The organism is Piscinibacter gummiphilus, assembly GCF_002116905.1.
Taxonomy (GTDB): Bacteria; Pseudomonadota; Gammaproteobacteria; order Burkholderiales; family Burkholderiaceae_C; genus Rhizobacter; species Rhizobacter gummiphilus.
This window is the reverse complement of the sequence record NZ_CP015118.1, coordinates 2,231,875-2,251,736: the sequence shown is the minus strand read 5'-3', so window position 1 is coordinate 2,251,736 and position 19,862 is coordinate 2,231,875. Positions and strand designations below refer to the sequence as shown.

Annotated in this window: 17 protein-coding genes; 2 read left to right on the top strand and 15 right to left on the bottom strand. The window is 71.4% G+C overall.

Translation table 11 applies throughout. The features are described from left to right. Positions 1 to 5 precede the first annotated feature (5 nt). The 12 genes from A4W93_RS10255 to A4W93_RS10200 form a co-directional block, all read right to left on the bottom strand. Entirely contained in the window at positions 6 to 1,181 is a 1,176-nt protein-coding gene (locus A4W93_RS10255; RefSeq protein ID WP_085750514.1) for a DUF3300 domain-containing protein, read from the bottom strand. A gap of 11 nt (positions 1,182 to 1,192) precedes the next feature. Continuing rightward, complete coding sequence (locus tag A4W93_RS10250) at positions 1,193 to 1,447, bottom strand: hypothetical protein (RefSeq protein WP_085750513.1); 255 nt, start codon at positions 1,445 to 1,447, stop codon at positions 1,193 to 1,195. Positions 1,448 to 1,475: 28 nt separating this feature from the next. Further along, the gene (fabI, locus tag A4W93_RS10245) at positions 1,476 to 2,258 is read right to left on the bottom strand and encodes an enoyl-ACP reductase FabI (RefSeq protein WP_085750512.1); all 783 of its coding nucleotides are present in this window, start codon (positions 2,256 to 2,258) and stop codon (positions 1,476 to 1,478) included. Then, positions 2,255 to 3,448: an acetate/propionate family kinase gene (locus tag A4W93_RS10240; RefSeq protein ID WP_085750511.1), complete on the bottom strand. Its 1,194-nt coding sequence runs from the start codon at positions 3,446 to 3,448 to the stop codon at positions 2,255 to 2,257. The genes fabI and A4W93_RS10240 overlap by 4 nt, the downstream gene beginning before the upstream one ends. 4 nt (positions 3,449 to 3,452) lie before the next feature. Continuing rightward, complete coding sequence (locus tag A4W93_RS10235; protein WP_085750510.1) at positions 3,453 to 4,394, bottom strand: phosphate acetyltransferase; 942 nt, start codon at positions 4,392 to 4,394, stop codon at positions 3,453 to 3,455. Between the two features lie 19 nt (positions 4,395 to 4,413). Next, positions 4,414 to 6,798, bottom strand: coding sequence for a DUF3141 domain-containing protein (locus A4W93_RS10230; protein ID WP_085750509.1), 2,385 nt, complete (start codon positions 6,796 to 6,798; stop codon positions 4,414 to 4,416). A 109-nt stretch (positions 6,799 to 6,907) separates the two neighbouring features. Continuing rightward, complete coding sequence (locus A4W93_RS10225) at positions 6,908 to 8,341, bottom strand: efflux transporter outer membrane subunit (RefSeq protein ID WP_085750508.1); 1,434 nt, start codon at positions 8,339 to 8,341, stop codon at positions 6,908 to 6,910. 1 nt (position 8,342) lies between these two features. Further along, complete coding sequence (locus tag A4W93_RS10220) at positions 8,343 to 9,512, bottom strand: HlyD family secretion protein (RefSeq protein WP_085750507.1); 1,170 nt, start codon at positions 9,510 to 9,512, stop codon at positions 8,343 to 8,345. Positions 9,513 to 9,524: 12 nt separating this feature from the next. Further along, on the bottom strand, positions 9,525 to 10,070 hold the full coding sequence (locus A4W93_RS10215) for a DUF3302 domain-containing protein (protein ID WP_085754115.1): 546 nt from the start codon (positions 10,068 to 10,070) through the stop codon (positions 9,525 to 9,527). A 136-nt stretch (positions 10,071 to 10,206) separates the two neighbouring features. After that, a complete protein-coding gene (locus tag A4W93_RS10210; RefSeq protein ID WP_085750506.1) occupies positions 10,207 to 11,499 on the bottom strand; it encodes an AMP-binding protein in 1,293 nt (430 codons plus the stop codon). 120 nt (positions 11,500 to 11,619) lie between these two features. Continuing rightward, positions 11,620 to 14,268 carry a LuxR C-terminal-related transcriptional regulator gene (locus tag A4W93_RS10205; protein ID WP_085750505.1) on the bottom strand — a complete coding sequence of 883 codons (2,649 nt, stop codon included), beginning with the start codon at positions 14,266 to 14,268 and terminating at the stop codon, positions 11,620 to 11,622. 160 nt (positions 14,269 to 14,428) lie between these two features. Next, positions 14,429 to 14,707 carry a hypothetical protein gene (locus A4W93_RS10200; protein WP_085750504.1) on the bottom strand — a complete coding sequence of 93 codons (279 nt, stop codon included), beginning with the start codon at positions 14,705 to 14,707 and terminating at the stop codon, positions 14,429 to 14,431. Between the two features lie 237 nt (positions 14,708 to 14,944). On the opposite strand from A4W93_RS10200, the gene A4W93_RS10195 reads away from it, so the two are divergent. Both A4W93_RS10195 and A4W93_RS10190 read left to right on the top strand, forming a co-directional pair. Next, the gene (locus A4W93_RS10195; RefSeq protein WP_085750503.1) at positions 14,945 to 16,021 is read left to right on the top strand and encodes a TAXI family TRAP transporter solute-binding subunit; all 1,077 of its coding nucleotides are present in this window, start codon (positions 14,945 to 14,947) and stop codon (positions 16,019 to 16,021) included. Between the two features lie 76 nt (positions 16,022 to 16,097). Then, positions 16,098 to 17,204 carry an acetate kinase gene (locus A4W93_RS10190; RefSeq protein ID WP_085750502.1) on the top strand — a complete coding sequence of 369 codons (1,107 nt, stop codon included), beginning with the start codon at positions 16,098 to 16,100 and terminating at the stop codon, positions 17,202 to 17,204. Positions 17,205 to 17,303: 99 nt separating this feature from the next. Here the strand turns inward: A4W93_RS10190 and A4W93_RS10185 are convergent, their stop codons facing one another. The 3 genes from A4W93_RS10185 to A4W93_RS10175 are packed head-to-tail and all read right to left on the bottom strand — an operon-like array spanning position 17,304 to position 19,803. Beyond that, a complete protein-coding gene (locus tag A4W93_RS10185; protein WP_085750501.1) occupies positions 17,304 to 18,704 on the bottom strand; it encodes a hypothetical protein in 1,401 nt (466 codons plus the stop codon). Positions 18,705 to 18,717: 13 nt separating this feature from the next. Next, entirely contained in the window at positions 18,718 to 19,407 is a 690-nt protein-coding gene (locus A4W93_RS10180; protein WP_085750500.1) for a C39 family peptidase, read from the bottom strand. Further along, positions 19,408 to 19,803 (bottom strand): hypothetical protein, encoded by a 396-nt coding sequence (locus A4W93_RS10175; RefSeq protein ID WP_085750499.1) that lies wholly within the window; start codon positions 19,801 to 19,803, stop codon positions 19,408 to 19,410. It lies immediately after the preceding gene. Between the last annotated feature and the right edge of the window lie 59 nt (positions 19,804 to 19,862).

The following is a 19,862-nucleotide window of genomic DNA, read 5'->3' as shown; positions in this document are numbered from 1 at the left end:
GCCTCCTATCGCCGGCCGCCGCCGCGTCCACCGCCCATGCGCATGCCTCCGCCACCGCCACCGCCGGACATCCGACTCGGCGCCGCGCTGGAGCGTCCGCGGTCGAAGTCGCGCTGCGAGGCCGCGCCGTTGCCCACCCCCTGGAACGCGTTGTCGCGCGGAGCCGCCACGTTGCGGTCCCCTGCCGCGCCCGCCCGGTCCGCCGCGGCGGGGCGGTCGGTCCCCTGGACCCGCCCGCGGTCGAGGCCGCCGGTGTCGTCGCGTCCGCGGAATGCCTCGCGGTCCGCCACGCCCGCGGTGTTCTTCGCGAAGCGTTCGCGGGTCGCGTTGTCGCGGTAGGCCACGCCCTGGCGGTGGCTGACGTCGTGCTGCCAGCGGCCGTTGTTCACCTTGCTGCGGTCGAAGTTCCGGTCGAAGTGGGTGACGCGGTCGATGTCGATGTTGACCTCGCCCCCGCCCCAGTTGCAGTCGCCGAAGATCGCCCCGGCCATCGCGAAGCCGATGCCCCACGCGATGCCCGACGCGAACGCGCCGCCGGGGTAGTACGGGTAGTAGTAGCCGTACGGCGGCCAGTAGTACGGCGGGTACGACGGATACGCCCAGGTGCCGTAGACAATGTTGGGGTCGTAGGTGGGCACGTAGATCACCTGCGGGTCCGCGGGCTCGATGCGCACGACGGTCTCGGACTCGACGATCACCTTCTGCTGCTCGGTGCTCTCGAGCTTGCCGTTGGCGCGCGCCTTGGCGCGCATGCGCTGCACCGCGTCGAGCACGTCCTTCTGCTGGGCGAGGAAGGCGTCGCCGAGCTTCTGGGTCCACTCGAGCTTGTCGTTCATCGGGTCCAGCACCTGCGGGAACGCGACGAGCGACTTGACGCTCGGGTCCCACGGCTGGCTCTGGACGGCCTTCACCGCCGCCTCGCCCTTGAGGTTGCGGTTGGCCTGCATCCACCGCGCCGCATGCACCACTTCCAGCGGGTAGGTGGACGCCATCAGCACCTGCGACAGCAGCGAGTCGGGGTACAGCGCGATCGGGGCGACCAGCGCCTCGATCTCGGCCGGTTGGAACGTGGGCGCGGGCGTGGGTTTGGCGGGGGCAGCGGTCTGCGCCATCGCGGCGCAGCCGAACGCGACGAGCCCCAGCAGCAGCCAGCGCAGCGGCCCGAGGAGTCGGGAGACCATGGCGCCCCCTTTCAGCGGAACCGGTCCTGGAGGATGCGCACCCGCAGCTCTCGGTGTTTCCAGTAGACGTGGTCGACGCGGGACTGCAGCTTCGTCAGCGCCACCGTGTCGAGTTCGTCGAACGACAGCAGCACCGACGGCTGCGAGCCGTCGCCCTCGAAGTGCTCGATCTTCGTGAACGGGGGGAATCCGTACTTCACGAGGAACTCGCGGATCTCGTCGTCCGACGCCGCCGGATCGACATTGGCCAGCAACATGCCACTCATGTTCGCGCTCCTTCGGGCAACAGCGCCCTCACCCCATGATGTGCACGCCACCATCGACGTACACGGTGTCTCCGGACAACCGGCGTGCGTACTTCGTCGCCAGGAAGGCGCACGTGAAGCCCACGTCCATGATGTCCACCAGTTCGCCCATCGGCGCGCGCCGCGCCGCGTCGGCGAGCAGCAGGTCGAAGTCCTTCAGGCCGGACGCCGCCCGCGTCTTCAGCGGCCCCGGCGAGATCGCGTGCACCCGGATGCCCTTCGGCCCCAGCTCGTGCGCGAGGTACCGCGCCGAGGATTCGAGCGCGGCCTTCACCGGGCCCATCACGTTGTAGTTCTCGATCACCTGCGTCGCGCCGTGGTAGCTCATCGCGAACAGCGTGCCACCGTTCGTCATCCTCGGCGCCGCCAGCCGTGCGAGGCGGATGAACGAATGGCACGACACGTCGATCGCCTTGGCGAAACCCTCGGCCGAGCAGTTCAGCAGGCCGCCCTGCAGGTCCTCCTTCGGGGCCCACGCGATCGAATGGATGGCGGAGTCGAGCCCGCCCCAGTGCCGGTCGATCTCGTCGAACACCGCCTCCAGCTGGCCGGGCTGCGTGACGTCGAGCGGCAACAGCAGTTCGGCGCCGATCGCGTCGGCATGGGGCTTCACGTGGGGCAGCGCCTTCTCGCCCGCGTAGGTGATCGCCACGCGGGCGCCCAGTTCGCGGAACGCCTTCGCGCACCCGAACGCGATGGACTGGTCGTTCGCCACCCCGCACACCAGCACTCGAGTGCCGGCCAGGGCCGGTCCGTTGTGTTCCGTCGTCATGCCGCACCTCCCGTGTCCCGAAGCAGCGCGAGCGTGTGCCGCGCGATCATGCCTTCCTCGTCCGTCGGCAGCACCCACACCGCGACGCGGCTGTCGGCGGCGCTGATGCGGGGACCGCCGGAGCGGTTCGCCGCCGCGTCGAGTTCCACGCCGAGCCAGGCGGCCTCGCGGCACACCTGCTCGCGGATCCACGAGGCGTGTTCGCCGATGCCCGCCGTGAACACGATCGCGTCGAGCCCCTGCATCGCGGCCACCAGCGAACCCATCTCGCGGCCGATGCGGTGCACGAACAGGTCGACCGCGAAGCGGGCCCGCGGGTCCTCGCTGTCGAGCAGCGTGCGCATGTCGCTCGACACGCCCGACACGCCCAGCAGGCCCGACTGCTTGTAGATCAGCGTCTCGATGGCCCGCGTGTCCATCTTCAGCTCGTCCATCAGGTACAGGATCACACCCGGGTCGAGGCTGCCGCAGCGCGTGCCCATCGGCAGGCCGTCCACCGCGGTGAAGCCCATCGTGCTGGCGACGCTGCGCCCGGCGTCGATGGCGCACAGGCTGCTGCCGTTCCCGAGGTGGGCCACCACCGTGCGGCCGCGGGCGGCCTTCGGGTCGTGTTCGGGCAGCACGCGCGCGATGTGTTCGTAGGACAGGCCGTGGAAACCGTAGCGCCGCACGCCGCGGTCGGTGATCTCCGGCGGCAGCGCGAACGACTGCACCACGTCCGACTGGCCGCGGTGGAAGGCCGTGTCGAAGCAGGCCACCTGCGGCAGGCCGGGCCGCGAGGCCAGCAGGATCTCGATGGGCTTGAGGTTGTGCGGCTGGTGCAGCGGCGCCAGCGGCGAGAGCTTCTCCAGCGCCGACACCACGTCGGGCGTGATGCGCACCGGCTCGCGGCAGGTCATGCCGCCGTGCACCACGCGGTGGCCCACGGCGATCAGCTCGTGCCCGTCGCCAAAGCCCCGGAGGTACTCGGCGAGGAAGGCGAGTGCCTCCTCGTGGCCGAACACCGTGGTGGGCGCCCACTGGCGGCTCGCGAGCTCCACGCCGTCGGCGTTCAGGGCCTTGAACTTGCCGGCCGTGTAGAGCCCCTCGATCTGGCCGCGCACCGCCAGCCGCAGCTGGGGTTCGACCGTGAAGGCGCTGAACTTCAGGCTCGACGAGCCCGCGTTGAGGACGAGGATCAGCCGCGACATGCGATCACCTCACCACGCCGGAGGGGGCGGAACGGCGGGCCTGGGCGACGAGGACCGCCACCGCGCAGGATGCGAGTCGCGTGGGCACCGAGTCCGCCCGGCTGGTCAGGATGATGGGCACCTTCGCGCCGAGCACGATGCCCGCCGCGTCGGCGCCGGCGAGGAAGCTCAGGCTCTTGGCGAGCATGTTGCCGGCCTCGAGGTCCGGCACCAGCAGCACGTTCGCGCGGCCGGCCACCGGCGAGTCGATCTTCTTGATCGCGGCGGCCTCGGGGTCGATCGCGTTGTCGAGCGCGAGCGGGCCGTCGACCATCGCCCCGGTGATCTGGTGGCGGTCGACCATCTTGCACAGCGCCGCCGCCTCGAGCGTCGACGGCACCTTCGCGTTGATCGTCTCCATCGCCGACAGCACCGCCACGCGCACGTCCTCGATGCCCAGCGCGTGGGCGAGGTCGATCGCGTTCTGCAGGATGTCGGCCTTCTCCTCGAGCGTCGGGGCGATGTTGATCGCCGCGTCGGTGATGATCAGCGCGTCGGGATGCCGCGGCACGTCCATCACGAAGCAGTGGCTCACGCGCCGCGCGGTGCGCAGCCCGGTCTCGCGCTTCACCACGGCGCCCATCAGCTCGTCGGTGTGCAGGCTGCCCTTCATCAGCGCCTCGGCGCGTCCTTCCCTCACCAGGCGCACCGCGGTCTCGGCGGCGGCGTGGCTGTGTTCGGCGTCCACCACCTCGTAGCGGGAGATGTCGAGGCCGTGTTCCTTCGCGACCGCGGCGATGCGGTCGGCCGGGCCGACGAGGATCGGGACGATGAGGCCGCTTTCGGCGGCCTGCACGGCCCCCTCGAGCGAACTGCGGTCGCAGGGATGGGCCACCGCGGTGGGGGTGGGCGGCAGCAAACGGGCCCGGGCGATCAGGCGGTCGTACTTCTCGTGGGCGGTGGTCACGGGAGGCTCCTTCCTGATGTCAGGCCGCGGCCTTGCGGCGCGGGGCCGGGGCGGTGCGACGGGTCGGGGTCTTGGATGCGGTCCTGGCGGCGGCGCGAGGTGCCTTCGCCGGCGCCGGGAGCGCACGGCCGTCGGCCAGCACCGCACGGATGCGGGCCAGCACGGCGAGCTGCACGCCCAGCGCGTTTTGGTCGGCCAGCCGCGGATCGCTCGCGAGCTTGTCGATCAGCTCCACCGTGCGGGCGCGGTCGTCGCCGTGGGCCAGCAGGTCCGGCAGGGTCTCCAGCGCCTGGGCCGCGGCATGGTGGACGATGATGTCCTGCTGCCCGCGGATGAGGTGCCAGGCGTGCGGGTCGATCTCGGGGAAGTACGCGGCGTAGGCCTTCGCGATGTCGCTGCGCAGCTCGAGGCGCGAGAGCGGCACCTTGGCCCCGTCGCGCTGCAGCAGCGCGGCGATGCGCGCCAGCGCGTCGAGGTAGCCGCCCTGGCGGATCGCCGCGAGCGCCGCCTCCACGTAGGGCTGGGCCCGCGCCTCGCTGTCCACCGGCGCGGCCTTGCGTGCCTCGTCCTTCGCGTACAGCGAGAACAGGTTCGCGTAGATCGAGAAGAAGCCCGCTTCCGTGCTGGCGTCGCGCATCGCGCGGTAGTGATCGAGCCCCGCGCTGACGAGATCGGCCGCGATGCGTTCGCCGCGCCGCAGCGGATCGTCCGCGGCGAGGGCCTGGCGATTCGCCCGCACCTGCTCGGCGGCCGGCGCGATCCACGAGAGGAACGGGTTCAGGCGCGAGAACGCCCAGTTGCGCATGCGCAGCGGGTGCAGCTCTCGCGCGAGGGTGGCGGTGAATTCGTTCGAGAACGCCTGCACCCACGGCTGAGCGAACAGCTCGTACGCGCGCTGGTTCAGGTCGGAGACCTCCGCCACCGCCTCGAACGGCTTCTCGTCGACGCGGGCGAAGCGGTTGATCGCGGCGGCGATGTCCTCCAGGCGGTGCTCGTCGAACTCGACGTCGTACACGGGTCCGCCGTGATCGTCGCGCTCGTCCTCGCGCTCGTGGATCGTCATGCGGTACAGGCCGGGCGGCAGGCGCTCGATCGACTTCAGCACGGAGACGATCTGGTTGTGCTCCTTCTTCGCGACCTTGCCGGAGACGAAGATCCCGAGGTGGCCGATGCTCTCGTGCTGCAGGCCCACGATGACCTGGCCGCGCGCCTTGATCTCCTCGGTGCTGCCGTACACGTCGACGACCCAGTTGAAGGCCTGTTGCGGCGGCGTGATGTTGTCGCCCATCGATGCGAACAGCACGATCGGCGACTTGATGTTCCGCAGGTCGAAGTGGCTCCCGTCCAGGCCCTTCACGTCGCCCGACCACAGCTGGTTGCCGACGAACAGGTTCCGCGTGATCCACTCGATCTCGTCGCGGTTCATCAGGTAGTAGCCACCCCACCAGCGCTCGAACTCGAGGAAGCGCGGCGGCTCGGTGTCGGCCTGGTCGTACAGGTGGAAGTACTTGTCCCAGTAGGTGTTCGCCGGGTTCAGGTTCTCGAAGTTCTTCACGAGGTGGGCGCCGTCGAAGCGCCCGTTGCCCAGGTCGGCCGAGAACGACGACAGCCACGTGCCGCCCAGCAGGCCGCCGCTGTAGCGCATCGGGTTGTCGCCCTCACCCGCGCTCCACGCGCCGCTCCAGTACGACATCGGCGCGCCGTTGATCACGATGGGGCCCATGTCGTCGGGGTTCGACGCCGCGAGCATCATCGCGGCCCAGCCGCCCTGGCAGTTGCCGACGATGGCCGGCTTCTCGCTCTTCGGGTGCAGCTCGCGCACCTCGCGCACGAAGCGCCGCTCGGCCTCGCACACGTCGAGCAGCGTCTGGCCCGGCTCGGGGTCGCGGAAGAAGACGACGAAGTACACCGGGTGGCCGCCGCGCAGCGCGACCCCCACCTGCGAGTCGTCCTTGAAGCCGCCGATGCCGGGGCCGTGCCCGGCGCGCGGGTCGATGATGACGTAGGGACGGCGCTGCGGGTCGATCGTCACGCCGGCCGGCGGCACGATGCGCAGCAGCGCGTAGTTGACGGGGCGGTCGAACGTGCGGCCATCGAGCACGGTCTCGTGCGCGAAGTGCAGCACGGGCGACAGGCCCTCGGCGTTGTGCTCCAGGTAGTTGTTGCCCCGCTGCCAGAGGGCGTCGAGGAACAGCACCTGCCGCTGGGCGGCATCCACCGCCCAGCTGGCCCAGTGCAGCGGGTCGAAGGCGGCCGCGGCGGCGCCGCTTTCCGAGGCCTTCTTGCCGGCGTCACTGACGGCGGCGGCCAGCCGCTCGCGGGCGAGCTGGGTTCGTTTCTGCAGCACCGCGTTCACTTTCGTGCTCGCGACGTGGCTGCGGGCGAGGCGTTCTCCAGGCGTCATCGGGCGTCTCTCCATCGGGTTCGTCGACGCGGCCCGGAGGGGGCCGGCATTCGGGTTTCACTCTAGAGTCCGGTCCTGTAGCCCGCCCCCTCCGTCTGGGAGGGGCCGTTCAGCGCGTCGCCACGTGGTCGGTTCGCGGAGCGACAGCAGCCTGTGCCGGCGGCGAGAAACTGCCTCCCAGGGCAAGGTGGAGGTTGATGCGCTGCGCGAGCTGGTCGGCCCGAACGCGCAGCAGCTGGATGCGGGCGTCGTACAGACCCAGCTGCTGCTGCTCGACGGCGCGCAGGTCCTGCCGCCCCACCTTGTAGTTCGATTGCGTGAAGTCGAGCGTGCGGCCGCGGTCGTCGACCAGCTGCGACAGCACGCGCTCCCGGTCGGCGAGCATGCGCCCGCCGGCCAGCGCCGATTCCACGTCGCCCAGCGCCCGCAGCGCGAGCCGTGCGTACTGCGCGATGGCCTCGTCCTGCTGGGCCGAGCGCACGGTCTTCTGCGCGGCCACCTCGCCGCTGATGTCGACGGGCATCACGATCTTGCCGCCCACGCCGGCCGACGGGTTGTCGTAGTCCTGCTTGAGCTCGAGGATGTCGCTGTCGAGGTAGCCGACGTTGCCGGTGAGGCGCAGGCTCGGCAGCGCCGCGACCCGCGCCTGACCCAGGCGGCTGAATGCGGCGGCGACGCGGCGCTCGGCCGCCACGAGGTCCGGACGGCGCTCGAGCATCTGCAGCGGCAGGCCCGCGGGCACGGGGCCCGGCAGCGTCGGCAGCGAGTCGCGCGTGGCGAGTTCCGCCGCCGGGTAGCGCCCGAGCAGCAGTTCCAGCGCCCGCACGGCGGACTGGTGCGCGAAGCCCGACTGCACGACGATGTCGCGCTGCGCGTTGAGGTTCGCGTCCGCCGTGGCGACGTCCTGCGCGTTGCCCACGCCCACGCGCAGGCGGTCGCCGGCGAGGCCCGAGAGCTGCTCGCCCGACTGCAGCATCTGCGCCGCGGTCTGCGCCTCCAGGCGCGTCTGCGTGGCGGCGATCCAGGCCTTGGCCGTGGTGGCCGCGAGCGACTGGCGCGCGAACGCCTCGTCGGCCTGCGCGGCTTCGAGCGAGGCCTCCGCGGCCGCACGGCCGTAGCGCAGCGAACCCCACAGGTCGAGTTCCCACGACACCAGCGCGATGACGCCCGTGAGCGCCGAACTCATGTCGCTCATCTTGATGCCGCCGGTGCCCAGCAGCGACAGCGACGGCCGCTGCGCCGCCTTCGCCATGTCGAGCTGACCGTTGGCCTGCTGGACGCGGGCCGCGGCGACACGCAGGTCGGGGTTGTGCGCGATGGCCTCGGCCACCAGCGCATCGAGCTGCGGGTCGCCGAAGGTGGCGAGCCAGTTGTCGGGCACCGCGCCGGGCGTGCGGTCGCCCGCGCGCCACGGCGTCGTCACGTCGAGTTTCCCCAGCGCGTCCTGGCGCAGGGCCTCGGGTGACGGAGGCGACTGGATCGCGCATCCGGCCAGCACCAGCGCCGGTGCGAGCTTGAGCAGTCGAAAGCGTGCCGGGCGCATGTCAGTGCAGCTTCAGGATCAGCCAGTCGAGCTTCGTCGACACCCGCAGGAACACCTTGCGGATCACGTGCAGGAAGCTGGCGTAGTCGGTGTAGACCGCACCCACCCCGCGCGCGCCGGCGGCGAGGAAGATGTCCTTGTCCACCGGGTAGAGGCGCACTGCGAGCTGGCCCGGCGGGATGGGGGGCATGTTGGGGATGTTGCCGCCGATGGGCACCTGCCCGCCGGCCGTGGCCCAGATCACCGCATCGACCTTGCACTTGATGATCCGGCCCGGGTACATGCGCATCGCGATCTCGGCTTCCTGGTCGGCGGCGATCTGGCGCACCTCGTTCTGGCCGTACATCGCGATGACCCACTGTTCGTCCTCGACGAAGGTCATCACCGGCTGGCCCACGAACTGGCTGGCCACCTGGCCCGGCCGCAGTTGCAGGTTCACCACGGTGCCGTTCGCCGGCGCGTAGACCGTGGTCTGCTCTAGCTCCCACTGCGCGTCGGCGAGCTGGGCCTCGGCCTGCGCGATCTCGGCGCGGGTGCGGGCCACTTCGTCCTGTTCGCCGTCCTTCGTGCGGGCCTTCGTCTTGACCGTGGCCTGCGCGACGGACGCGTCGACCGCGGCGATCTCGCCCTGGAGGCCCGCCACCTCGGCCTGCGCCTGCTCCAGGTCGAAGCGGTTGCCGGCCCCGGTGCGCGCGAGTTCCTGGAACTGGCCGACGCGCAGCCTGGCGAGCGCGAGCTTCGCGTTCAGCGCGGTCTTCTTGCTGCTCGCTTCCTTCAGCTGTTCTTCATAGCTCTGCTGGTTGGCCTTCGAGCCGATGAGCTTGGCCCGGCCCTGCTCCACCGCGGCCTGCGCGGCGCGCACCTTGATGCGGAACGGCTCGGGGTCGACCTTGAACAGCACGTCGCCCTTCTTGACCTTGGCGTTCGGCTCGATCGCGACCTCGGTCACCCGCCCGGTCACGCGCGGCACCACCTGCACGACGTAGTTGATCACCCGTACGTCGCCCGAGGACGGCGCGGCGATGTTCAGGAACAGCACCGTCATCGTCAGCAGGATGATCGGGATCGTGACGCTGATGACCTGGCTCGTGATGTTCCACGGCAGCCACTTGAACTTGAAGAAGACCAGCCAGACGCCGATCGAGTACAGGATGAGGAACAGGATCTCCATGAGAGGGCCTCGTCAGGTGGAGAGCGTGGGAGGGGTCGCCGCCTCGATGGCCGCGAGGCGCGCGCGCAGGTCCTGCAGCTGCTCGGGCGTGGGCGGTGCGGCACCGGCCGCGGCGAAGCTGTCGATCTGGGCGCGCAGCCGCTGCAGTTCGTCCGCTGGCGCCAGCGCGGCCGGGGCCTCCTGCCGTTCCGGTGCGAAGTGATGCTCCGGCTCCTCGCCGTGGCGGATGCGGTCGTAGCCGTAGGCCGCCTTGTGCAGCACGGGACGCGTGAGCGCCCACAGCATCGCGACGGGCCACAGCAGTCCGCCGAAGACGAGGGACAGCAGGCACAGGGCCTGGATGGCCTTGGCCTGCGGGTGGTGCTTCTTCTCGGCGATCTTCTCCGGGATGATGTGGAGCAGCCAGAACACCACGATGCCCACGATCGGCGCCACGATCAGCACCGCCCAGGACACCGCGTCCGCCATCGAGTCGAGTGCCTCGCCCTCGAGGAACGACGCATGCGCCGACCCTCCGCAGAAAAGCAGGAAACACACCGCCGCTCTCGACCAGTTCATGGCCCCGGCCCCGCGCGCGGTTTGCATGCCTGTCGCCATCTCATCCTCCGGGTTGGTTGCCCGCGGGTCCCGCGCCGGACGCGGTCCCGCAGCTTGGGCGCAGATTACGACCCGACCCCTGCCCCGCCCCCCTCCATCAAGGAGGGGCCGCGGAGCCGGCCGCGCCGAACAGGTGCACCCCGCCCTGCGGGTCGATCGCGGCGGTCTCGCCGGTCGGGCACCAGCCGTCGGGCCAGGCCGTGCCCTGGGATCCGCCACCCCGAAACAGGCCGGCCGCGACCCAGGGGCCGCGCACCATCAGGTCGCCCCGGGCCACACCGTCGCGGGGCAGCTCGTCACCGCCTTCGCCGATGATCTTCATCTCGACCCCGTACATGGCCTGCCCCGGCGGCGGACGGATCACGAGACGGCGGTCGGGGCCGAGGGTGAGCTGGCCCGGACCGAGCACGCACACCGTGCCCGCCACGCCCGTGCCGGTGGGCCCCCACGCGTGCAGCAGGCGACCACCCGGCGGCAGCCCGCCCACGATCATGCGGCGCAGCGGCCCGAGGTCGAGGCCGCGTTCGCCCAGGTGGGTCAGCACCGACTGCCACGCCGACGGCAACGCGGCGGCAACCGAGACGCGCTCGTCCTCGATCAATTGGCACAGCGACGCGCCCGCGAGCCAGGGCCCCGCGAACACGACCTTGGCCCCCACCATCGAGGCCGCGTGCGGCAGGCCCCACGCGTTGCCGTGAGACATCGGCACCACCGGCAGCACCACGTCGTTCGACGAGCAGCCGAAGGCATCGGGCTGCAGCGCCGCATAGGCCTGCAGCATGGTCGAGCGGTGGCTGTGCAGCACGCCGCGCGGCACACCGTCGTCGCCGTGCACATGGCACAGCGAGGAGGCGGTGTCCTCGTCGAGCTGGGGCCAGTCGAACCGTGCGCTGTGCGCCGAGAGGAGGTCCTCGTAGCACAGCAGCTGCAGCCCCGGGCGCGGCGCCGGCATGTGGGCGCGGTCCGTCATCACCACCAGGTGCTCCACCGGCAGGCCCAGCGGCAGCGCGGCTTCCACCACGGGCAGGAAGCCCAGGTCGAAGAAGAGCATGCGGTCCTCGGCGTGCCGCAGCATCCAGGCGACCTGCTCGGGCACGGTGTCCGGCGCGAGCGTGTGCAGCACCGCACCCGAGCCAGCCACCGCATGGCACAGCTCGAGGTGGCGGTGGCTGTTCCACGCGAGCGAGGCCACCCGCTCCTCGGGGCGCACCCCATGGCGGGCCAGCGCATTGGCCAGTCGCCGTGCGCGCGCGGCCAGGTCCCGATAGCTGCAGCGGTGCACCGATCCCTCGGCCAGGCGCGTGACGATCTCGCGCGAGCCGTGGTGTCGTTCGGCATGGGTCAGCAGGCCGGAGATCAGCAGGGGCTGTCGCATCAGGTTGGCGACCATTCCGTGTTCCTCCCGGGTTCCGGCCGCGTGGGTGCGGCGACGGACCTCCTGGAATCCTAGGAAACCCGGGCGTTCCGGCCCCCTGCTTCCGGCAGGGGGAGGCCGAATGGCAGAGGAGGGTCAGTCGACGGCGGGCAACATGCCGAGCGCACGGGCCCGCACGACGACCTCGCGCCGGGACCCGACGTCGAGCTTCGCGAACAGGTTCTTCACGTGCCACTTGACCGTGGTCTCGCCGGACTGGAGGGCCCGCCCGATCTCCTTGTTCGACAGGTTGCGCGACAGCAGTTGCAGCACCTCGCGCTCCTTGTTCGTCAGGGCCGACCACACGGGCACGCCGCCCGCGGCCACCGCCGGCGGGACCGGCACCGGCTGGAAGGGCAGCTCGCCCAGGCCGGCGATCAGCGCGCCGAGGCCGGGATGGGCGTCGGCCAGCAGGCGGCGCAACTCGAAGGCCCCGGCGAGTTCGACGGCCTCGCGCAGCAGCGTCTGCGACCGTTCGCCGCAACGGTCCAGCACGAACGCCCTCAGGCCCAGCAATTCGATGTGCACGCTGCCCATGCGCATGCGCCGCGCGTGCTCGTCGGCGACGGCCAGGCGCTCGGCGGCCACCCGCCAGTCCCGCGACGCGATGGCCGCGTAGGCATGCGCCTGCTCGGGCTGCCCGGCCACCAACCGCCACCAGCGGGGGCGCGCCTGCGCCTGCTCGGCGGCGAGGTCGTCGATGCGCTCGCACAGCTCGCCGCACATCTGGGCGCGGTAGCCGCGGGCGTGCACGCGCACGAGTTCGGCGAGGCTCGCGACCTCCAGCCTCGGCATGCGGCGAACCAGCGCCACGGCCTGCATCGACTCGAGCAGTTCGATGGCGCGGTGTTCCGCACGGGAGGCCAGGGCCACGCGCACGAGGGTCCGGTACGCGAGCAGCAGTGCTTCGGCGGGCGCGGTGCGTTCGAGCACGTCGAGGCGGTTCGCCAGCAGTTCGGCGGCCTCACGGGGGCGATCGAGTTCCCACAGGGCCGCGGCCAGCACCGCGGCGAGCAGGCTCGGCAGGCGGCCCCGCCGGCCCGACACCGCCTCGGCCACGGCCAGCGCCGGACGCAGCAGGCTCTCGGCCAGCAGCGGCTGCCCTTCCCACAGGTAGCTCAGCCCCATCAGGTAACGGCCCCACGGGTCGCCCTGCTGAAAGTCTTCGCCGTCGCGCGACTGCAGCTGCCGTTGCAGGCGCAGCCGTGCGAGCGCGGCCTGGCCGTCGAGCAGCGCGCGGTAGGCGCTGCGGTGCGCATGCAGGCGCAGCAATTCGGGCGTGTGCAGCGGCGGGTCTGATTCCCACGCGTCGTGCAGCGTGCAGAAAAGGTCGGGTTCGTCGGCGAACATCGCCGCGCCGCTCAGCACCATCGCGCATTCGCAGCGAAGCGCGTGGTCGTCCTCGCCGGCGTCCGCCACGAGGCGGCCCACCAGCGCCGCGGCCTCGGTGTGGCGCTCGCTGCCCGCCAGCGACCAGGCCATCGCGAGCATCAGGCGCGGGCGCCGCTGCAGTTCGACGCGAGGCAGGCGGTCGAGCCATTCGAGGGCTTCGGCGTGGCGCCCCTGGTGCACCACCGCGTCGTAGAGGCACCGGTCGATCAGGTCGTAGGCGGACTGCGGCTGGCCGGCTGCGAGGGCGTGTTCCGCCGCGTCTTCCAGCAGCCCCTGACGTTCGTACCAGGCGGCGGCGCGCGCATGCACCTCGGCGCGTTCGGTCTCGGGCAGCGCGGTGAAGCGCACGCGCAACGCGTCGCGGGCCACCGTGTGCAGGCGCGACCACTCGCCGTGCTCGGACCGCACCACCGCCGGTGTCTCGAGGCCCAGGCGCGCGAGGCGCACCGCGGCGCAGTCACGTCCGTCGACGGCGCGGCACAGGTCCGGATGCAGGCGCTCGAGGCACGCCATGCGGCCGAGGAACGCCGTGTCGTCGTCGGCGACCGCCCCGAGCAGCAGCCCGGCGAGGTGACGGCGGAGTTCGCCGCCGGGTGCCCGTGCGGTGGCGGCCAGCGCTGCCAGCCCCTCCCCATCCTGCTGCAGCGACAGCACGAGCTGCAGGCCGAGCGGCCAGCCCTCGGTGAATTCCTGCACCCGCGCGCCGAGGTCGTTGTCGACCCCGTCGCCGAAGCTGCGGCGCAGCAGTTCGAGCGTCTCGTCGAGACGGAAGCGCAGCAGGCCCGCCCCCACCACGGTGCAGCGGCCGTAGTCGACGAGGTCGTCGACGGGGAAACCGATCGGGCCGCGCGTGGCGAGCACGACCTGCAGGTTGGGCGGGGCATGGCGAACGATCTGCGCCAGCAGCGCCTGCGAGGCGGGCGGCAGGTGGTCGGCCTGGTCGATGCTGAGCGTCACCGGCACCGCGGCCTGCGCCAGTTCGGCGAGCCACATGGCGATGCCGTGGTCGTGGGGCGAGCCGTCACGGGCGGCGAGCGATTGTCCGAAAGCGGGGCGCGCGGTGGCCTGGCGCACCGACAGGGTCAGCGCGCGCACCAGGCGCTCGGGGCCGTCCTCGGCTTCGGCCGACAGCCAAGCGACCGCACGGCCGTTGGCGACCTGCTCGAGGCGCCATTGCGCGAGCAGCGACGTCTTGCCGAACCCGGCCGGCGCACGCACGACGAAGACGCCCGGGCCACGGCACACATCCGTGTCGGACCGCAACCGGGTGCGCGACAACAGGTGCCGCGGCACGCGCGGCGGTGTCACCTTCAGCAGCAGGTCTTCTCCTGATCGTTCGTCCGTTGCAGCCACGGCCCCTCCCGCATCGCCTGCCGACTCCCATCGGCGGTGTACCCCGTGCGCGTGTGCGGGCTGACTCCCCGCACCAGCGTACAGAAACGATGTTAGGCCGCGCCCCTGGCTTCTCCAACTGCCCTTTGGTGCAATCGCCCGAAGGCTTGACGGGATCGGTTCACTTCAGGCAGGTCAGCGCCGGTGCCGCGGCCGCGTTCTTGCCCACCACGACACACTGCAGCGCGCCGCAGGTGCAGTTCTGCATCTGGTTGCCTGCGACGTTGACGGGCTCGGAGCAGGTGCAGGCCGGCGGCGCGACCAGCGACACGGGCGCGGCCGGCAACGCGGCCTGCGCGGCGGCCGGTGCGGCGCCGCCGGAGGCGACGAACACAGCCACGAGGGACACGGCGGCGCCGAGCAGCGCCAGCGCGCCGGCACGAAGGGTTCGGGATGCCATGGGAGGTCCTCCTTGAAACCCCGGCCCGATCGGCCGGTGCGGGAATTCTGCAAGTGCTCCCCCTGTTTGATGAAGTCCCCTCGACCCCCCTGGTCAGGGCACTCCATTGGCGCGATGCCGGGCGTAAGCTGCAGGCTCGCTGCTCCCCGCCTGCCGTACCGGCCCGGGGCCGCGCGCATCTCCGAGAACAGGGGAGCGAGTGCCCGGCACGAACGGGCCACGCTGAGGAGAATCGCCATGGTCCCACGGATCCTGGCTGCCGCATGCGCCGCAGCCGCCTTCGCCCTTTGCCCGGCCACGCACGCCGCCGTCGACTACAAGATCGTCACGGCCTCCGAGCGCGGCACCTACATCCAGATCGGCAACGATCTCGCCCGTTTCGTCGCGCCCGACGCCGACATCGCGCTGCAGGTGCTGCCATCGAAGGGGTCGGCCGACAACGTGAACCGCCTGCGCTACGACACGGGCGTGAAGTTCGCCATCGTGCAGTCCGACGTGTACCAGGCCTTTCTCGACCACGCGGCCGAGGGCAACGCCGAGGCCGGCCGCCTGATCCGCCCGCTTCGGGTCATCGTGCCGCTCTACAACGAGGAGATCTACTTCATCGTGCGGGCCGACTCGCCGATGCAATACGTGCACGAGATCAAGGGCAGCCGCATCAACGTCGGCCCGCTCGGCAGCGGCACGGCGATGAGCGCCACCACCATCTACCGCCTGATGTACGGCGAGCCGATGGCCGAAGGCGACGCGCGCTTCATGACGAACGAGGAGGCGCTCGTGAAGCTCGCCACCGACAAGAGCGTCGACGTGGTCGCGATCGTCGCGGGCCAGCCGGCGCGCCTGCTGGCCGAGATGAAGCCCGAGGCCCGCCAGCTGGTGAAGCTGCTGAAGGTGGACCCCGCCCACCCCGCCACGCGCGCCGCGCTGCGCACCTACGTGGCCGCCACGATCCGTTCGGCCAGCTATCCGAACTGGCTCGAGAACGACGTGCCGGGGCTCGCCGTCAAGGCCTTCCTCGTGACCTACGACTACACGTACAAGCCCACCATCGAGCACCTGACGAAGTTCGCGCGCGCGCTGTGCCAGAACTTCGGCGTGCTGCAGACCGAAGGCCACCCGAAGTGGCGCGACGTCGACCTGACACTCCCCGCGAGCCTCGGCACGGGCTGGCTCTACTACGCCCCCGTCGAGCGGGTGCTGCGCAACTGCGCGCCGGCGGCACCGGCCACCCCCGCCACGCCGCCCCCGGCGGCCGCGAAGCCGGGCGCCTGCGGGCAGACCGAGCGGGTGCTGGGCCTGTGCCGCGGCCCCTGACCCGACGCAAGAAAAAGCGCGCCGGACGTCGCGCCCCACGTCCTCTCCGTCGTCACCTTTGAGGAGGATCCTTCCGATGAACCCGAATCGACTGCAGCGGACGGCACGCCGTGCCCTGTGCGCGGCCGCCTGTGCCGGCGGCATGGCCGGGGCGTTCGCCCAGGCCGGTGCCTCCGCACCGAACGCCGAACCCACTCCCCGCCCCGCGGCGCCCGAGCCCGTGGGCAAGGCGCCCGAGGCCAAGCCCCTGGAGGTGGCGCCGATCTTCGAAGGCCCCGGCGTGCTGACCCCGAAAGGCGCATTCGTCTTCGAGCCCTCGTTCCAGTACGCCTACTCGACGAGCAACCGCGTGGCCCTGATCGGCTACACGATCATCCCGGCCATCGTGATCGGCGTGATCGACGTGCGCGAGGTCAAGCGCACGAGCCTGACCACCACCCTCACCGGCCGCTACGGCCTCACGAACCGCGCCGAGGTCGAGTTCCGCCTGCCCTACGTGCTGCGCAGCGACGACAGCGTCGGGCGCGAACTTCAGGCCGGCTCGCCGGAGTCCACCGCCTTCAACGCGAAGGCCCACGACATCGGCGACATCGAGGCCATCCTGCGGTACCAGCTGAACGACGGCGGGCTCGACAAACCCTTCTTCGTCGGCAGCCTGCGCTTCAAGGCGCGCACCGGCAAGGACCCGTTCGAGGTCGACACCACGACCACCACGCCGGGCTTCCGAGGCGGCATCCAGAACGAGCTGCCCACGGGCTCCGGCTTCTACGGCCTGCAGCCGGCGCTCACCGTGCTGTTCCCGTCGGACCCCGCGGTGCTGTTCGGCACCCTGAGCTACCTCTACAGCTTCGAACGCGACGACGTGGTCGCCCTCACCAACGGATCGGCGACCAACATCGGCACGGTGACCCCGGGCGGCGTCTTCGGCCTGAACTTCGGCATGGGCATGGCGCTCAACGAGAAGTCGTCGTTCAGCATCGGCTACGAGCACAACATCGTCGAGGTCACCAAGGTCAACGGCGCCGTCCCACCCGGCAGCGTGCGCATCCAGCTCGCCACGCTGCTGCTGGGCTACTCGTACCGCATGAGCGACAAGCAGTCGCTGAACCTGTCGGTGGGGGCGGGGCTGACGGCGGACACGCCGAGCGTGACGCTCACCCTGCGCATTCCGTTCACGTTCTGAGGAGCGAAGCGACGTCATCCCGGCGAAAGCCGGGACCCACCGGCGTCGAGGCGCGCTCCGGCCACGGTGGGCCCCGGCATCCGCCGGGGTGACCGGGGGCTACCGCCGGATCGAATCCGTGATCGCCGTGCGCACCGCATGCTGCAGGTTCATCGCCCGCAGCACCTGCATGCTGTTGACCGTCGCGTTGACCACGGTCACGTGCTGGATCTTCTGGTTGTCGAGGGTGTTCTGGATCACGGTGCCCACCGCCGTCGACGACACCACGCCCGGCAGGAAGGTGTTGCCCTGGCCGCTCTGCACGAGCGCGAGCGAGCCGTTCACCGTGGCCGACGCGCGGCCGGCCGTCGCGGCGCCGAGGTCGGAGACGTTCAGGCTCGTGGTCGTGACGAGGTTGCCGTTGATGTAGACGGCGCGCTCGATGCCGAACGAGAGCTTGAGGCCCTCGCCGGTCGTGAAGCCGCCGCGCATCGTGTCGAGCCGCGCCTTGTCCATCGCGAGGGCCTCGCCGTCCCACGGCGCGCCGCGCACGCGGGCCAGGTCCTCCAGCACCCGCTCCGACGGCCGGGGTTCGGGCGCCGCGGCCGCCACGGCCACGTCGGCCTCCTCGTCCTCCACCCGTCCCATCATCGCGGCCAGGTCGCCCAGCACGCGGTCGGCGGGTGCCGCGAACACGGCGTCGGCCTCCGCACCCGCCAGCGCCGCGAGCCGCGCCTGCACGTACTCGGCCCGCGGACTCAGGCGCGCGGCCGGCACCACCAGGTCCTCCGGCTCGACGGCGTCGTGGAGCACCGGCACGTCCACCAGGGGCACCTCCGCCAGCGTCACGCCCTCGGCGCGCACGCCCGCGAGGTGGCGCATCACACGCTCGGCCTGCGCGACCGAGGTGACCGGATCGTCGCCAGCCGCGAGCTTCTGGATCAGCGCCTCGTAGGCATCGATGCCATCGGCCAGCTCCGCCACGGGCTCACCCGCGGCCTCGTCGGCCACTGGAGGTTCGGGCGGTGGCAGCGCGTCCAGCGTCCAGGCGACCGGTGTCGGGGGCGAATCGGGGTCCTCGTCGACGGGACGCGTCGTGGGCGTGGCCGCGAGGGCCAGGTCGACCGGGTGGGCGGGAGCCTCCGGTTCGGCCGGCGGCATCGCCTCGGGCAGGTCCGGGCGGCTTGTCTCCTCCACCCTCCTCGTTTCGATCGATGCGGGCCGGACGGGCTGCGACGCCTCGCGCGCCCCGCGCCGCGGCGCGGACCTGGCGGGGCGCGTGGCCGCCACGACGACGAGCCTGGCCTCGGCGACCGGTTCCTGCACGCGGCGAGCCTTCGGCGCCGGCACGGGCTCCGCGACCGCGACCCCGGTGTCGAGGCCCAGCACCCGCATCACGCGTTCGACGTCGCGCGCCTCGGCGCGGTCGGACTCCGCGTCGGCCCAGGCCGGACCGGTGGCCGACAGGCCGATGCCCATCAGCGAGATCAGCAGGGCGAGCCGGGTGGGACGGGGTGTCATGGGCGTACCCGTTTCAGAAGTCGGACGGCCCGAGCCGCGGCATCGTGATGCCGCCGAGGCCGTCCCGGTTGATGCCCTCGGTCAGCGGCGAGCGGGGCACCACCCGCCAGTCGGTCGCGAGGTTGAAGGACGCTCGGTCCTGCTGGTTCGTGATCACGAAGAGGATCTGGTTCAGCCAGCGGCTCTCGAACACGGCCTGGGGCAGCGCACGCGTGCCGCCGGCCGGGTCGCCGAAGAGCACGCGACCGTCGCGCAGGCCCTTGATCACGACGAAATGGTTGTAGCCGTTCTCGTTGATGAGCGCGATCGCGGGGATGCGCGCGGACACGAGCTTCTCGAGCGGCGCCTCGAATCCGTCCGCCTCGAAGCCGCGGGCCTCGAGGAAACGCTTCATGTCGAGCAGCGAGAAGCCCTCGTGCTGGATCTTCTGCTGGTCACCGGCCTGGTACATGGCCTCGAAGACGGCCTGCTCGCCCACCGGGAAGCCGTAGTGGTGGGTCAGGAGCGTGGAAAGCGCGGCGGAACCGCAGCTGAAATCGAACTGCTGACGTTCCGTCGCGAGGTAACGCCCTTCCTTCATGCTGACCGTGGGCACGGAGAAGACCCCGTCGACTTCGACGGAACCTCCCCGCGCGGGCCCTCCCCACAGGGCCGCCAGGAGGCCACAGGCCAGCATGAATCGTGCGGGCTTCATGTCGTTCATCTACTTCATCTGCACGTTGACGATCGTGGCGTTCTGGATGAGCACGTTGTTGCCACTGTTCTGGATCACGGTGGGCAGCCCCGCGGCACCTGCGAGCGCGCCTTCGCTGATGACGTTGCCGCCCGTCACGACGTTCGTGGCCGAGTTCTCGGCCACGACACCGCGGAGCTTCATGTCGTTCAGCACTTCGGTCCCGCCCCGCTTGCGGGCGAGCGCCGCCCCGTCGAGGGGTTTGAGCCCCAGCGGGTTGGCCTTCGGTGCGACCACCACCGGCTCGACCACCGGCGGCGGGGTCACCGCCACCGGGATCTCGTCGTCGGCCGACGCCGAAGCACTCCAGGTCACCGATGCGAGCAGCGCCGCACCGAGCACGAGTGTGCGATCAAGGTCAAACATGTCGCCTCCTGTCGGTTTGCCCGGCGTGGGCAGGACGCGGCGCCCCGGGGGACTTCCGT

Excerpts from the sequence above, each read along its gene's own strand:
- A4W93_RS10255 (WP_085750514.1), bottom strand. The coding sequence starts at position 1,181 with ATGGTCTCCCGACTCCTCGGGCCGCTGCGCTGGCTGCTGCTGGGGCTC.
- A4W93_RS10250 (WP_085750513.1), bottom strand. The coding sequence starts at position 1,447 with ATGAGTGGCATGTTGCTGGCCAATGTCGATCCGGCGGCGTCGGACGAC.
- fabI (WP_085750512.1), bottom strand. The coding sequence starts at position 2,258 with ATGACGACGGAACACAACGGACCGGCCCTGGCCGGCACTCGAGTGCTG.
- A4W93_RS10240 (WP_085750511.1), bottom strand. The coding sequence starts at position 3,448 with ATGTCGCGGCTGATCCTCGTCCTCAACGCGGGCTCGTCGAGCCTGAAG.
- A4W93_RS10230 (WP_085750509.1), bottom strand. The coding sequence starts at position 6,798 with ATGACGCCTGGAGAACGCCTCGCCCGCAGCCACGTCGCGAGCACGAAA.
- A4W93_RS10225 (WP_085750508.1), bottom strand. The coding sequence starts at position 8,341 with ATGCGCCCGGCACGCTTTCGACTGCTCAAGCTCGCACCGGCGCTGGTG.
- A4W93_RS10220 (WP_085750507.1), bottom strand. The coding sequence starts at position 9,512 with ATGGAGATCCTGTTCCTCATCCTGTACTCGATCGGCGTCTGGCTGGTC.
- A4W93_RS10215 (WP_085754115.1), bottom strand. The coding sequence starts at position 10,070 with ATGAACTGGTCGAGAGCGGCGGTGTGTTTCCTGCTTTTCTGCGGAGGG.
- A4W93_RS10210 (WP_085750506.1), bottom strand. The coding sequence starts at position 11,499 with ATGGTCGCCAACCTGATGCGACAGCCCCTGCTGATCTCCGGCCTGCTG.
- A4W93_RS10200 (WP_085750504.1), bottom strand. The coding sequence starts at position 14,707 with ATGGCATCCCGAACCCTTCGTGCCGGCGCGCTGGCGCTGCTCGGCGCC.
- A4W93_RS10195 (WP_085750503.1), top strand. The coding sequence starts at position 14,945 with ATGGTCCCACGGATCCTGGCTGCCGCATGCGCCGCAGCCGCCTTCGCC.
- A4W93_RS10190 (WP_085750502.1), top strand. The coding sequence starts at position 16,098 with ATGAACCCGAATCGACTGCAGCGGACGGCACGCCGTGCCCTGTGCGCG.
- A4W93_RS10185 (WP_085750501.1), bottom strand. The coding sequence starts at position 18,704 with ATGACACCCCGTCCCACCCGGCTCGCCCTGCTGATCTCGCTGATGGGC.
- A4W93_RS10180 (WP_085750500.1), bottom strand. The coding sequence starts at position 19,407 with ATGAACGACATGAAGCCCGCACGATTCATGCTGGCCTGTGGCCTCCTG.
- A4W93_RS10175 (WP_085750499.1), bottom strand. The coding sequence starts at position 19,803 with ATGTTTGACCTTGATCGCACACTCGTGCTCGGTGCGGCGCTGCTCGCA.